The following is a 13077-nucleotide window of genomic DNA, read 5'->3' on the forward strand; positions in this document are numbered from 1 at the left end:
TAACAAGGTTGTATTGTGGCAGAAACCCTGTCATGATCACAGTATGCTGAAATTTTTATTTGTCCTGCTTCTGTCCATTGCCTTCTGGTTTACAGCTACTCCTATCCGTTCGATCGGGCTAGCGCAGCCCCTGATGGGCCAAATTCCTGCCTCTGATGCTTCACCCTTCAGTGAACAGCAAATTCAGGATATTGAAGCATGGCGACTTGCGGCCTTTTCTGCCACCAACCAAGGTGATTTTGCAACGGCCGAAGCCTATTGGACAAAGCTGTTAGAGTTGCTGCCCGGCGAACCCGCCCTCTGGAGTAATCGCGGTAATGCCAGAGTGAGCCAGAACAAGCTTGCCGAAGCCATCGCCGACTATAATCGTGCGATCGAACTAGCTCCCACGGCCCCCGATCCCTACCTCAATCGCGGCACGGCCTTGGAAGGGTTAGGAGAGTGGGATAAAGCCATTGCCGATTACAATCGCGTTCTGGAGTTAGATCCCACCGATGCAGCCGCTTACAACAATCGCGGCAACGCCAAGGCTGGTCTGGGAGATTGGGAGCAGGCGATCGCCGATTATCAACAAGCTGCCAAGCTAGCACCGGATTTCGCCTTTGCCCGGGCTAACTATGCCCTAGCTTTATATCAAGCGGGGCAAGCTGACTCAGCCATCCGAGAAATGCGTAACCTTGTGCGCAAGTATCCACAATTTGCCGATATGCGGGCTGCCTTAACGGCTGCGTTGTGGGCAGCAGGAAATCGTGGTGAAGCGGAAAGCAACTGGGTTGCCGTGATGGGGTTAGATAACCGCTATAAAGATATCAATTGGGTCAGCCACATTCGCCGCTGGCCGCCAGCTATGAGCAGCGCCCTCGAAAAGTTTCTGAAGCTGAACTAAGCCAAGAGTGTCCTACTAGGGGTTGGCAAATCTTTATGAGATCTTGTCTTTTTTTAGATCAGTGTTAAGATTTTGCAAATAGCGGGCATCTACCAAGTCATGCGGGAATAGTATAAGGTAATACATGCTGGGAGCTTGGGGAATGCAGACAGGGTTGTTGTTGCAGATTTATGGTTTCAATGTCTTGATTGTTGCTTCAATTCTTTGCTTGGCATTTTTCTCCGATCGCTCTACACCCAAGCATCATGTTATTTCTTGGCTCGTTGTTGCGCTGGCCTCGATCTTTTGGTTTATTGCACTTCCACTTTCCTTCCTTGAGATTATGCGCAAAGTTTGGAAGCAACAGCGGGCCCTTTCCAAGCGGAATCCCAGCCGCAATTTAGGTTAGTATTGGCTCTTGCAGTTTTTCTTGACTCTCGTTAGAAAGAGCCGTTCTACTAGGCTCCTCTAGGCTCAATTCATACAAGTGAGCCAATTAAACCGTCATTATCGCCCCACGGATCGGACGGGTTTGTGTTGGTTCAAAATTCGCTCTAAGCTGAGGGCTGCAATTCCCATAGTGAGAATCAAAATTCCGATGATTTGTCCCAAGCTCAGAAAGTTTTGGGCATTGGGAAGAATCAAGAAAGCTAACAGAGCCGTGAGCGCAGGCACACTAGCAGTAATCAGTGTGGCACGGGCGGCTCCTAGAATGCGAGAGCCAACGTCATTGAGAATATAGCTGACGATCGTTAGTCCGCCTAAGATCAGCCCACTGATAATCAGTCCTGACCAATTGCTCGGCGCTGCACTGGAGCCAAACCCAATCAAAAATAGGCTGCTGAACACAAAAATTGTGGCATTTTGAATCAAACTAATTGGGAGCGGATTCAGCTTGCGACGATTAATCAACATCATTGACACTAGGTATAGCCCAAATGTGACACCAGAGATGACCGCCGCCAACATGCCCTGATCAGATAACAGCGATCGGGCTGCAAACACAGTGAAAGCAATTCCTAACGCGATGGCAAACACAGCCAACATGCGCAATCGTGAGGGGCGCTCTCCAAACAATAGCCACATCAGCGGTAATGTCACTAGGGGATATAGCGACGAAATCGCAACCCCAACCGCCGGGCCCAGTTCGCCGATTGCTACATACAAAAATACTTGCGACAGCATTAGAAAAATGCCGCTGCCGATAAGACTCCACAGCAATCGTCGCTCTCTGGATACAAAGAACGAGCGAAAGTCTCGCCAAACGGGGCGGTAGAGCAATCCCGATAGCCAAGCCATCAGCGGCACAATTGCCACCATGCGCACCCACAGCACCAATAGCGCACTACTGAAAGTGCTGAGTTGAATAAAACCACCTACTTGCAACGCTTCGCTGCCAAATAATCGCCCTGATGTGCCAATGATTTGCACAATCACATGATGCAGGGCCAAGGTTGCTGTAGAAAATAAAATCAGCAGAAAACCGGCTTGAAAGGGCGATCGTCGCGCCGGAGTCGATCGAGTTGGAGTGGTAGGAGGAGTAGGGACCACCGCCGCTAGTTCAGGAGCTTCTGCTGGTGTCGGGCTATCTGAGGCGGCTTGCTCAGAGGACTGACTAGAAGGTTGACTGGAAGGCTGATCCATAGGCGCAGGCAGAAATGGTTCTGCAACAGGCGCAACGGAAGTGGAGGGAGGAGTCAGTGCTGGCGGTTTAGGCAGAGGTGGAACGATCACATCGGACGGAACAATTTTTGGAGCAGGGGGAGAGCCAAGAGCCGATCGCGCCGTAGAGTCTGGAGTGGAACGCTCGCTGCGATTTTTCAAGGTTTCTGCCTGAAGTTGTTGGCTGATGCGGCTGACCAACACATCGAGAATCGCCTCCCCTTGTTGTCCCAAATCGTGCATCCGGCTAATTTGTTGAGACAAAGCGCTCTGATAACTGTTTAAGTCGTGGCGCAGCGAAGCCAAGGCATGGTTGATGGTTTCATCGATCGAGGCTAGCACCCGATAGGTGTTTTCTGGATCGATTGGAGCACCCCCTTGAGCAGACCCGGCAATTTGCGGCATATCGTCCGATCGCGGCATCGGCTGAGTACTGAGGGTTTGGCTTAAGCGCTGCATTAAGGCAGTGTGCAAATGATTAGCTAACGCCAACGCTAATTGCTTCGCCCAAGCTTGTTGCTGGGCCAACTGCTGCCGCGACAGCGTGACTTCATGCTGCGACTGGAGCGTTTGTTGCTGAGTTTGCAGTTTCTCAATGTCATTCATTAAGCGCGATTTTTCAGCCTGAAGCCGCCGAATATCTTGATGTAGCTGAGCGACTACATCTTGCTGCAATGTCTTCAGGTCATAGGTCATTGTCCGCAGCAGTTCTTGCGGCGTGTTGAAGTCTTCAGACTCCATGTTGTCGGGTAGATTGTCCAGTTGCCCCATCCGTATGCAACCTCGAGTGTATGAGTCGTATGCGCCAGCTAAGCTAGTCAATAATGGCCCTTGGCATGTGCCGAGAAAGCGCTTTCATTTTATACCTTGATATTTGAAATGTGCGTTACGAAACGCCGTAGTTTTTTCCCCGATCGCAACGCAAACGGACACCATTCGTCATTCTTTAAATAACAAGCGCTTTTTGGCGTGCTCCGCTGTCTTCTTCAAAGTTTACAGAATTACAGAATTGTAGAGGGTTTCTCTCTAGAAGCAGCGGCTGCATGGTAGTGTTCAAGCGATGAGCGTGAATGTATGTAATGAGTGCGAACCCTAAAATCATTGTGTTAGACGATGACCCCACTGGCTCCCAAACGGTTCATAGCTGTTTACTGCTGATGCGGTGGGATGTGGAAACATTACAGATGGGGTTAACCGATGCATCGCCGATTTTTTTCGTGTTGACCAACACCCGTGCCCTGCCGCCTGACCAAGCCGTAGCAACGGTTCGATCGGTCTGTCAAAATCTGAAGCAGGCGATCGCAGCGGTGGGAATTCAGGAATTTTTAATCGTCAGTCGTTCTGATTCCACCCTACGGGGACATTATCCAATCGAAACCGATGCGATTGCCGAAGTGTTGGGACCCTTCGATGCTCATTTTCTTACCCCTGCCTTTTTTGAAGGGGGACGCTTCACCAGCGACAGTGTGCATTACCTGATTGTCAACGGTATTCCGACCCCAGTTCACCAAACCGAATTTGCTCGCGATTCTGTGTTTGGCTATCACCACAGCTATTTGCCAGCTTATGTGGAAGAAAAGACTCAAGGACGCATCAAAGCGAGTGAGGTAGAACAATTGTTACTCGCCGAGGTGCGATCGGGCTGTTTCGATCGCCTCATGCAACTACAAAATAATCAGTGTGTGGTGGTGGATGCAGAAACGCAGGCAGATCTGAATCAATTTGCCACCGATGTATTAGCCGCAGTTTCGCAAGGCAAACGCTTCCTTTTTCGTAGTGCTGCCAGTTTACTGACGGCGTTGGCTAACCTACCACCTCAGCATGTGGCTCCTGAAGACATGGCTACCTACACCCGCAACGGCAAACCCGGTGCTGTCCTGGTGGGATCGCATGTCAAAAAAACCACTGAACAACTAGAAGAACTGTTGAATGAGCCGACGATTGTGCCGATCGAAGTGGATGTGGTGCATTTGCTGGAAGAGTCGGAGACTCAGCGAGCCGAACTACTGCATCAGGTGCTCGCTCGCGTACAAGCCGTTCATGCGGAGTTGAACACGCCAGCTATTTTTACCAGTCGGCAGGAATTGACCTTTGCCGATATTCAAACCCGCTTGGCGTTTGGGGCAGCAGTGTCAAGGCTGCTGATGGACATTGTGCGCGGTTTGCCCTCGGATCTGGGCTTCCTCATCAGCAAAGGCGGCATCACATCCAATGACGTGCTCAGCACCGGATTGGCGCTGCAATCGGCGCGGCTGTTGGGGCAGATTCTGCCAGGGGTCTCGATTGTGCGCACACCCTCCGATCACCCACAATTCCCAAATTTACCAGTGGTGTTGTTTCCAGGTAATGTGGGCGATCGCTACGCTTTGGTGCAAGCCTACCAGCGGCTGATGGGTGAACCGTAGCTATAACGTAGCGCTTCAATCAAGGTTAAAAATTGTATCTAAAGATACGGTTTGATAGTCTGCTCAATAGAAAAAACTTAGAATTAGTATCAGAAGATACTATTTACCTAGGATTGATCGGCGGCTATGAAATTTCACAGGGTAGATGTGGACTGGGATGAAGCAGTTGTATATCGTCCGGGGCAACGGGTAGAACTGAAGTCTAACCCCGGTACAGTTGATACGATCGTGCAGTACGATCCCATGATGGTTCCTCCGATTTGGTTGGAACATGATCCGCGTCCGCGCTATCCTCACGAGTTACAAGTAGTTTCGCAATCATGGCATCCAAGCCGCACGATGTGGCGGGAAGTATCAGCCCAACCAGCCTGTTTTAACCGAAGATAAAAGGAAGCTAGAAAAGCAAAACAGGGGGCATAAATCGCTCCCTGTTTGTTTTTTTGCCGGCTGCATTTTCCTAGTCGCAGGTTTACTTCCATGCTCTAGAGCAATCCCAGCCTTTTCTAAATAATCGTTCCATCAGGGATGACAGCATTCTTGATGACGACAATGATGCCGCTGCGAATGTGGAATCCTTGGTCTTCTCGTTGAGCTTCTTCTACTCGATCTTTATTAATTAGTTGCACATCGCGGCCGATGCAGGCATTTTTATCAATGATTGCTCGACGAACCACCGAATTTTCGCCAATGCCCAACGGAACTTTCTTATCTTCCAATTCTATCTGCCGTTGTTCTACAGGTTGGTAAGCATCAGCCCCCATAATTAATGTGTCTTGAATGTTGCAACCTGACTCAATGCGAGTACGAATCCCCAGCACTGAATGGTGGATTTGGCAGTTCTTGAGAATGCAACCGTCGCCAATCATTGAATCGGTGATGCGGCAATTTAGCAGCTTAGTTGGCGGCAAATATCGACCCCGAGTATAGATGGGTGCATCTTCGTCGTAGAAGCTAAACGGCGGCATGGGTTGCTGAGTCAGTGCCAAGTTTGCCTCATAGAACGCTTCGATCGTTCCAATATCTTCCCAGTACCCATTGAACAAGTAAGCCTGAGTGTTGTAGTTTTTGGCAGCCGCTGGAATAATCTCCTTGCCAAAATCCGTGAAATCGGAATAGGAGTTGAGCAAATCGAGCAGTACCTGGCGCTTAAACACATAAATGCCCATTGAAGCGATGTATGGATTTTGCTTAGCCTCTTCGGCCGACAGCCCCAAAATTGTGGTGTCTACCGCCATTTGCTTCAGAGCATCTCCTTTGGGTTTTTCGCTGAAGGTTGTAACTTGGCCACTGCTATCAATCTTAATTAACCCGAAGTCAGAAGCGCGCTTCTCATCGATCGGCAATACCGAAAGCGTGATGTCAGCGTTGGTTTCTCGGTGGCGTTCAACAAATTCCGTATAATCCATCCGGTACAGATGATCCCCAGACAGAATTAAGTATTCATCTACGTCCCATTCTTGAAACAGCCGCATATATTGGCGCACTGCATCGGCTGTTCCTTGGAACCAGTTCGAGTTTTCAGGCGTTTGTTGCGCAGCTAATACCTCCACAAACCCTTCGTGAAATCCAGAAAAGGCATAGGTGCGAGAGAGGTGGCGATTAAGCGAAGCAGAGTTGAACTGCGTTAGTACATAAATCTTATAAATTCCAGAGTTAATACAGTTACTCACAGGAATGTCAATAAGGCGATACTTACCTGCCAGAGGCACCGCAGGCTTTGCCCGAAGTTTCGTTAGAGGATACAGACGGGTTCCGGCTCCCCCACCTAGAATGATGGCTAATACTTTCTTCACAGTGACCTCTCTTAACTGCTTCTTAACGACCGATCAACTCCCAACTACAGTGTCCGACTGTAAGTGGAAGTTGGCAAGGGGCTAGGACTACAAGATTGACAAATTGGGATCAAAAACGCGAGATTGGGATCAAGACGATCGGGAGCCATTAGGATCGGGAGCTAGAGGAGTTAGTTTCAGCAGCCAAAACAGGCTAACACCATGAATCATTTTCCAGCGCAGCTTAACCCAGACGAACTACGCGAGTGGCAATTAAAGATTGAAGTTGCCAATCGACATAATATTTGGTGCCACTGTCGGCAGTGCGATCGCGAATGGATTGCATCCAAGCCCAGTGTCTGCGAGTGTGGCAGTGCTCAAGTGGAATCCATTGCCTGTTGGCAATTTCCAGATGATTAGGGCAATGATTTTTGCGTAGAAAACTCGATTTTTGCGTAGAAAACTCAGGTCCTTAACTCACAAATATTGCTGGCAACCAGCAATAAGAGAGCAACAAAGCAGCGGATTCACAAGGCATCGACCGTCATGGCTCCACTACTTCATCACTCTCGGTCGTGGCAGGCTCTACTTCAATCGCACGATCGGCGTTGAAACTCACACTCAAGCAAGCGCTCCTACAAATCATTGATAGAGCCAACGCTGGTGACAGAACCTACCCTTGTCCAGCCGTCATAAACACGCCCTGAACAAACGGAGGATTATTCCCATCGCGATACTACTGTACTTGCAAATCTGGAGGCAGTAGTACTTGGTCAATCGCATGCACGACGCCATTGCTGGCAATGATGTCAGGCTCCACTACATTTGCACCATCTACAGTAATTTGACCAGCGGCATCGTCGATCGTCACTGAGGGACCAGCCACCGTTTCTACCTCACCCGGTGTGATGCTCGGAGAGGTGATACTGCCGGGTACAACATGATAGGACAAGATCTGCCGTAACACATCCTGATTTTCGGGCTGAAGCAACTGTTCCTGAACTTCAGGAGGCAGGGCTGCAAAGGCTTCGTCAGTCGGTGCAAAGACGGTGTAAGGGCCTGGTTCGCTCAGGGTTTGTTCCAGTCCTGCCGCCTGAATGGCTTGGCTTAACGTACTAAAGGAGCCATCGCTTTCTACAGTTTCTAGCAGGGTTTCACTGCCAGCCAAAGTCTGACCAGCAGGAGCAGCCGGATCGGTGCCAACGGCGGGAGTGTCTTCGCCAGGAAGGGGAGATTCAGCCGTAGCTGGAGCATCTGTGGTCGGTGATTCGGCTGTTTCAGGCGGAGTGCAAGCTGCTAAAGCTCCAACTAATCCAAGCCCTGCAATTCCAGCTAACAGTTTCTTCGAGATTGTGCTGTTTCGGAGCATTACCATTAAGCCTCCTAGACTTGTACAGAGTTCATCGAGAAACTAAGTTGGTCAAGTGCAATAAGCAGTCAAGCTTATGTCGTATCAACCTTGTTTAGTTAACTCAGTTATCCTCGTAACAGCCTACGGCGATCGCCTGGGATGTGCCGTCAATCAACAGGCAGAGATCTGTAAGAGGCAGAATCTACCATTAGACTGTCCCAAAACCTCACCCACGTCTGTTAAGAAGCCGTAACAATCCAAGGAGCGCTAAGATTGAAGTCTGAAATCAATCCGGAGTTATATAGACCAGCATTCGATGACTAGTCTTCCGAAATTGTAAGCGTAATTGTTGTATCACTAGATAGTCAGGTAGTAAGAGCACAATGCTCTGAATGGTTCCTATGAAGCTAAAAGTTATTCTAATGGTTCTATCTGCGATCGCCCTCAGCGCGGTAGCAGGAATCTATGGTGTCAATTTTGCAGCAAAGCAAGATCACGTTCAACGGCTATTGCAAACGCGAGAATGTCGAGGCTGTAATTTGGAAGGAGCCAACCTCGATCGAATGAACTTGGAAGGGGTGAACCTAGAAGACGCCAATCTAGAGGGGGCAAGCCTGCAAGGAGCTAAACTGGGCAAGGCCAACTTGGAACGGGCCAACTTACGTCGGGCCAATTTAAAGCAAGCTGATTTGGGCTGCACTGCCTTCAGCTTCAGCCTTCGCGCCAATGAGAACGCATCCAATTTAGATTTCAATGTAGACGAAAATCCAGAAGCCAGCAATCCACAAAACTTTCCCTATGGCTTCAATATTAGTACTGACAACAACAGTGCTACATTTAGCGTCAATCTAGGAGGATGTGCCAACTTGAGGGGAGCGACCCTACAGGGCGCAACCATGCCGAACGGCACTATTCATCCCTAGTGGCTAGTCAAGCAATAGTTTCAGCAGCGTGACTTCTGGGTCGCAGTGGTCTTTTTCTAGTTTGCTGCTGGTGTCGTCACCTCCTCAAGCAACGGTGGAATGGTCGTAGGATTGGCTGGCGCTTCAGGCTCCGAAGTAGGCAACAGTCGATCGAAAAACCGCCGTGCACGCCTCAGCAACTTATCGTTTTCTGGAGCCTTCTCGCTGATAGGTGCAGGCGGAGACAGGTCTGGAGGGGCGATCGACTGGGTTGGGGCAGGCTCCACAGGGGAAATCTCAAAACGATTATCGGGGCGAGTGTCCAGTGGCTCTACTGTAGTATCTGAAACTGGGGCAATTGGAGCTATCTCTGGAGGCGCTCCAACAGAGGGACGTTCCAAAGTCGAGGATTGCAATTCCTGAAGTTGCTCCTCCACTTCGTCGGTCAGGGTCTTTTTCACGGTAGTCGGTTGGGCATCAGGAGATGGGGATGGCGGTATGGACTGTTCGATCGACTGTTCTGAATTCGGCAGGTCTAGATCAGGCAAGCGATCGGGCTTGGAGAAGGTATTTTCGTTGGAGTGAAATTCGGGTACATCGAGATTGGTGAAGTCCTCGAAGTCCTCAGTGGGTCTATCTGGAACAACAGGGCTGAGTTCTGTTGATTGATCGGGCAATACCTCTGGTAGTTCACCCGGACTCACCTCTGGAACGGGTACAACAGGTACATCAGTAGCAGAGGGAGATTCAGATGGGACAGTGATTTCCGGTTCTGGTTCTAGCTCTGGCTCTGGTTCTGGCTCTGGTTCTGGTTCTGGTTCTGGGGCCGGTGGCACATAGTTTGGATCAACCATGTACATCGCTTCTGTGATGTCCAGTTCGCCTCGCGTGAGTTTGGAGAGGGCATCGGTACCGCCCGGCTGGTAGTCGATGAGACGCACGGTGTTGTTGAAGGCGTTGGGATAGGGATTCCCTTGTTCATCGAGTAATTCTAGCTGTACCCAGTTCCGTCCTGGCTTAAACCCCTTAAGGTAAATTGGTTCCCAGCGATCGAACGTAAAGCTTTCACCGTTGATGGTGCAGCGAATTTTCCAATCGTGAATTTCATCATCTGCCTTTTCTTGGGCAACCAAATGCAGGGGAGCATTGGTCAGATAAAAATCTAGCATGATGGGTTCTGCCCCATAGTCGCCCTTAGGACGGCTATAGGTGAGGAGGGGTTGATTGGCTTGAGGGGAATTGTCTGGCGTTTTGGCAAAGATGTGAAAAGTGGTTTGGGCGTAAGCGCCTTCATTTTTGAAGCTTTCGTGCCAGGGACGCGACGCGAAGACTCGAACGGTGTGGGTTCCAGGCGTTAAGTCTTCCAGAAGGATCGGTTTGCTGACATCATACACAGCTTCGTAGGGCTGATTGTCTAGGATGAAATGCAGGTGCGGCCCAAGCTTCAGCGTGTCATCTTGAAACAGAGGCAGGTCATTGACGCGCAGTTGTACCGAAACCGTAGTGTCCTGTACAATCTCATCGGCGCGGGGGCTGAGGATGGTCACTTGCGGTTGATACTTATTCAGCACGTTTCGAAGCTCTTGAATCATGGCTGGAGGCGCAACCTCTGACAGGCGGCTGGAGGGTTTAAGACGCCCTGGAAGCGTGGGTGCACTGGGTTGACTACAACTGATTAGACCTAATCCAGTGATGACAACTAGTAGGACGGTCATCAGCCATTTCACGGGCTGTCGCCACCGATTTCTTGTTTCAATGCCTAACTTTATCCCTAACACAGAGAAAACTCCTGAGCGATCGCCAATCCAATCGTAAAAAAGTCTGTCCAGTAGGAACTATATCGAATTAATGACCCTCTCGCCTCAACCCGTCAGCTTTGTTCAAATTTACTGAAACCCTAGAATAAGATTAAAAACTTATACTTTCTTGATGAACTTGATTAGAATGTGCCTTAAGAAATAAGATATCGAGAACCATCTACCGTTTCCGCTGATTTCTGCGTTTCTTATCTAATCTAATCTGGGTGTTTTTTAGCAAGAGCAATGCAAATCGAAACTCGGGAATACCAACTGCTGAAGGAGGTTACACAGCTTCGTGAAGAGATGGCGAGACTGCAACAAACCAATTGTGAATTGCAAACAGCGCTAGCGGCGGCAGCTGAGCACAGAAATCTAATGGCGGCGCAACTTCACAACACAATCAGGCAGCATCAAGCAGAAACTGAAAAGCGAAAACAAGCAAAAATACCGCTGGAAACGCTCATAGAATTTGCTACTGAACACCGGGAAGATTTAGAAGTTATTTTACAAATAATCAATAAAAATAACGATCAAGGAACTCATCTTCAGCAACAAGAACCACCGCCAAGCGCTCCGCCGTCCTCCATTGCAGAAAATTTGGCTCAATTAGACAACCGTCATCACTTCGATCGATATTTAGCACAGCAATGGCAACAGATGTCCATTGAGCAATCATTTCTAACGGTCATCTTATGTAGCATTCGCGGGTTGCAATCGTTTCAATTTATGAAGGAAAATGTCATCGACCCGGTTGCTGCAATGCCCACAATCTATCAACAAATCGCTGCAATTTTCGATCGCACAATCAAACGCTCTGCGGATTTAGTCATTCGCCATAGCGCTACAGAATTTGCCATTGTTTTACCCAAAACACCGGTAGAGGGGGCACGATTGCTTGCCAAACAACTTCAAGCTGGAGTTGCCGCATTGCCATATCTCTATTCCACCAACAATGATTGGACTGTAAATCATTCGTGGTTGACACTGATCGCCAGCGTTGCCAGCACTAAACCTACTGTGGATCGATCGCCCAACATATTGGTTAATGAAGCAGCACGATTGTTGCGCATAGCAGAGCAATGTGATTCTGATCAGGTTCTCCACATTGTTCTAGAGTAGGTAAAAGAGGAGTAATTTTTCTTTTGCCTACTCTTTACAGCAGCATCCCTAGCGTTTATCGCACCAACACCGTCATGTACTTGCCTGTGGCAAACGGAGCCGGAACGATCGGCGTAAACTGCACCCGGTCGGTGGCAATCCGCTTGACATAAAACTCATTCATCAAATGTGTCACCTGCTCACGATTACCGATAATCCAAACCTGTGCTCGCTCAGTCTCCTGAACGGGCAATTCACTATTCCATTCTCCAGTCATGGTGGTATTCCTCTTCGTTTCCTTGCTGATGTTTTCTATTGGGTTAAGAACGGCCCAAGGCATGGGGGTCACCCAACCATGCATCAGCAAGGTGTGCCGATCGCAGACACCTGGTCTACAATCAACACAGCCTAGCCTCCTGCTACCCACAGGAAGTTAGGTTAGCTGGTTAGGGTTGCGGCCAAACTTCCCTAATCAGCGCCAGTACCTTGAGCCGTTCAGCCGTTCCTCTCGTCCTGCGAAAGAACCAGCATCGCCATAGCATAAACCAACTCGATCGGTCTGCACAAGCGTATCGAGCCTTTTTTTGTCAGAAAGTTTTGATGATGAGGCAGGAGAGGGCGATCGGGCTTCACGCACCGCGATTGAGCACATGGGTATAAATCATCGTGGTCTTCACATCTTTGTGCCCAGCAACTCTTGTACCGTGCGGATGTCGTAGCCATTCTGGAGTGAATGCGTGGCAAAACTATGGCGAAAGGTATGGCACCCCACTCGCTTCGCAATGCCAGCTACACGAACCGCTTGCTTTAGCGTTTTCTGTACCCCACTTTCATGCAGATATGGAAGAGACTGTACCTGCGAATCCAGGCAACATAACTTTGCTCGGTTCGATAGGAATAATGTTTCAGACGAATCGTATCGCGAACTTGGTCAAGCAGCTTTCTGGGTCGGGATGCCATCGCGAGGCGGGTAGATATCAGCAGTGTTTGTGTGCTAAATGCCACATCTCTTGCCTGCCTACTGACTTCGAGTAAGTAGCTCGATAGAGTTCTATATAACATTCCGATTTGGGCAGTTATGCGGATAGTATTCGGTATAACTACCCCCAGAGGAGGTGATATGCAACTCTGATTCTGGCTAACTACCTTGCTACAGGGTGTTAGACGGAATTTAGGCAGGGGAATCAGCATAAACAGTAGTTAGCCTGCTGAGTCAACGGTGA

Annotated in this window: 14 protein-coding genes and 1 pseudogene; 7 read left to right on the top strand and 8 right to left on the bottom strand. The window is 49.3% G+C overall.

Annotation, left to right across the window (positions count from 1 at the left end):
- Window positions 1-43: 43 nt before the first annotated feature.
- On the top strand, window positions 44-886 hold the full coding sequence (locus OXH18_RS04335) for a tetratricopeptide repeat protein (RefSeq protein ID WP_268611192.1): 843 nt from the start codon (window positions 44-46) through the stop codon (window positions 884-886).
- Window positions 887-1010: 124 nt separating this feature from the next.
- Entirely contained in the window at window positions 1011-1274 is a 264-nt protein-coding gene (locus tag OXH18_RS04340; RefSeq protein ID WP_268611193.1) for a hypothetical protein, read from the top strand.
- 98 nt (window positions 1275-1372) lie between these two features.
- Here the strand turns inward: OXH18_RS04340 and OXH18_RS04345 are convergent, their stop codons facing one another.
- Window positions 1373-3298: a DMT family transporter gene (locus OXH18_RS04345; RefSeq protein WP_268611194.1), complete on the bottom strand. Its 1926-nt coding sequence runs from the start codon at window positions 3296-3298 to the stop codon at window positions 1373-1375.
- Window positions 3299-3606: 308 nt separating this feature from the next.
- Between OXH18_RS04345 and OXH18_RS04350 the strand changes: the two genes are divergently transcribed.
- Window positions 3607-4932: a four-carbon acid sugar kinase family protein gene (locus OXH18_RS04350; protein ID WP_268611195.1), complete on the top strand. Its 1326-nt coding sequence runs from the start codon at window positions 3607-3609 to the stop codon at window positions 4930-4932.
- Window positions 4933-5058: 126 nt separating this feature from the next.
- The gene (locus OXH18_RS04355; RefSeq protein WP_268611196.1) at window positions 5059-5319 is read left to right on the top strand and encodes a hypothetical protein; all 261 of its coding nucleotides are present in this window, start codon (window positions 5059-5061) and stop codon (window positions 5317-5319) included.
- Between the two features lie 116 nt (window positions 5320-5435).
- On the opposite strand, the gene OXH18_RS04360 is transcribed toward OXH18_RS04355, so the two are convergent.
- Window positions 5436-6725: a glucose-1-phosphate adenylyltransferase gene (locus OXH18_RS04360; protein WP_268611197.1), complete on the bottom strand. Its 1290-nt coding sequence runs from the start codon at window positions 6723-6725 to the stop codon at window positions 5436-5438.
- 201 nt (window positions 6726-6926) lie between these two features.
- Here OXH18_RS04360 and OXH18_RS04365 point away from each other — a divergent pair, with 201 nt between their 5' ends.
- Window positions 6927-7124 (top strand): hypothetical protein, encoded by a 198-nt coding sequence (locus tag OXH18_RS04365; RefSeq protein WP_268611198.1) that lies wholly within the window; start codon window positions 6927-6929, stop codon window positions 7122-7124.
- Window positions 7125-7440: 316 nt separating this feature from the next.
- On the opposite strand, the gene OXH18_RS04370 is transcribed toward OXH18_RS04365, so the two are convergent.
- A complete protein-coding gene (locus tag OXH18_RS04370; protein WP_268611199.1) occupies window positions 7441-8073 on the bottom strand; it encodes a fasciclin domain-containing protein in 633 nt (210 codons plus the stop codon).
- Between the two features lie 383 nt (window positions 8074-8456).
- Between OXH18_RS04370 and OXH18_RS04375 the strand changes: the two genes are divergently transcribed.
- Window positions 8457-8978, top strand: a complete 522-nt coding sequence (locus OXH18_RS04375) for a pentapeptide repeat-containing protein (protein ID WP_268611200.1) — start codon at window positions 8457-8459, stop codon at window positions 8976-8978.
- A gap of 56 nt (window positions 8979-9034) precedes the next feature.
- Here OXH18_RS04375 and OXH18_RS04380 read toward each other — a convergent pair whose 3' ends face one another.
- On the bottom strand, window positions 9035-10735 hold the full coding sequence (locus OXH18_RS04380; protein WP_268611201.1) for a hypothetical protein: 1701 nt from the start codon (window positions 10733-10735) through the stop codon (window positions 9035-9037).
- Between the two features lie 264 nt (window positions 10736-10999).
- Between OXH18_RS04380 and OXH18_RS04385 the strand changes: the two genes are divergently transcribed.
- Complete coding sequence (locus OXH18_RS04385; RefSeq protein WP_268611202.1) at window positions 11000-11875, top strand: diguanylate cyclase domain-containing protein; 876 nt, start codon at window positions 11000-11002, stop codon at window positions 11873-11875.
- A 55-nt stretch (window positions 11876-11930) separates the two neighbouring features.
- On the opposite strand, the gene OXH18_RS04390 is transcribed toward OXH18_RS04385, so the two are convergent.
- The 4 genes and pseudogenes from OXH18_RS04390 to OXH18_RS25430 all read right to left on the bottom strand — a co-directional run bounded on the left by OXH18_RS04390 (window position 11931) and on the right by OXH18_RS25430 (window position 13045).
- Window positions 11931-12131 carry a hypothetical protein gene (locus OXH18_RS04390; RefSeq protein WP_268608008.1) on the bottom strand — a complete coding sequence of 67 codons (201 nt, stop codon included), beginning with the start codon at window positions 12129-12131 and terminating at the stop codon, window positions 11931-11933.
- Between the two features lie 195 nt (window positions 12132-12326).
- Window positions 12327-12506 (bottom strand): hypothetical protein, encoded by a 180-nt coding sequence (locus OXH18_RS04395; RefSeq protein WP_268611203.1) that lies wholly within the window; start codon window positions 12504-12506, stop codon window positions 12327-12329.
- Window positions 12484-12722: pseudogene (locus OXH18_RS04400) on the bottom strand (tyrosine-type recombinase/integrase). The gene OXH18_RS04395 and the pseudogene OXH18_RS04400 overlap by 23 nt, the downstream one beginning before the upstream one ends.
- Window positions 12662-13045: a phage integrase N-terminal SAM-like domain-containing protein gene (locus OXH18_RS25430; RefSeq protein WP_390904348.1), complete on the bottom strand. Its 384-nt coding sequence runs from the start codon at window positions 13043-13045 to the stop codon at window positions 12662-12664. Before OXH18_RS25430 ends, OXH18_RS04400 begins: the two are co-directional and overlap by 61 nt.
- Window positions 13046-13077: the final 32 nt, after the last annotated feature.

Source organism: Thermocoleostomius sinensis A174, from assembly GCF_026802175.1.
Taxonomy (GTDB): domain Bacteria; phylum Cyanobacteriota; class Cyanobacteriia; order Elainellales; family Elainellaceae; genus Thermocoleostomius; species Thermocoleostomius sinensis.

Bases quoted from the DNA above. Each gene is read 5' to 3' on its own strand.
- OXH18_RS04335 (WP_268611192.1), top strand. From the start codon at position 44: ATGCTGAAATTTTTATTTGTCCTGCTTCTGTCCATTGCCTTCTGGTTT.
- OXH18_RS04340 (WP_268611193.1), top strand. From the start codon at position 1,011: ATGCTGGGAGCTTGGGGAATGCAGACAGGGTTGTTGTTGCAGATTTAT.
- OXH18_RS04345 (WP_268611194.1), bottom strand. From the start codon at position 3,298: ATGGGGCAACTGGACAATCTACCCGACAACATGGAGTCTGAAGACTTC.
- OXH18_RS04350 (WP_268611195.1), top strand. From the start codon at position 3,607: ATGAGTGCGAACCCTAAAATCATTGTGTTAGACGATGACCCCACTGGC.
- OXH18_RS04355 (WP_268611196.1), top strand. From the start codon at position 5,059: ATGAAATTTCACAGGGTAGATGTGGACTGGGATGAAGCAGTTGTATAT.
- OXH18_RS04365 (WP_268611198.1), top strand. From the start codon at position 6,927: ATGAATCATTTTCCAGCGCAGCTTAACCCAGACGAACTACGCGAGTGG.
- OXH18_RS04370 (WP_268611199.1), bottom strand. From the start codon at position 8,073: ATGCTCCGAAACAGCACAATCTCGAAGAAACTGTTAGCTGGAATTGCA.
- OXH18_RS04375 (WP_268611200.1), top strand. From the start codon at position 8,457: ATGAAGCTAAAAGTTATTCTAATGGTTCTATCTGCGATCGCCCTCAGC.
- OXH18_RS04385 (WP_268611202.1), top strand. From the start codon at position 11,000: ATGCAAATCGAAACTCGGGAATACCAACTGCTGAAGGAGGTTACACAG.
- OXH18_RS04390 (WP_268608008.1), bottom strand. From the start codon at position 12,131: ATGACTGGAGAATGGAATAGTGAATTGCCCGTTCAGGAGACTGAGCGA.
- OXH18_RS04395 (WP_268611203.1), bottom strand. From the start codon at position 12,506: ATGTGCTCAATCGCGGTGCGTGAAGCCCGATCGCCCTCTCCTGCCTCA.
- OXH18_RS25430 (WP_390904348.1), bottom strand. From the start codon at position 13,045: ATGCTGATTCCCCTGCCTAAATTCCGTCTAACACCCTGTAGCAAGGTA.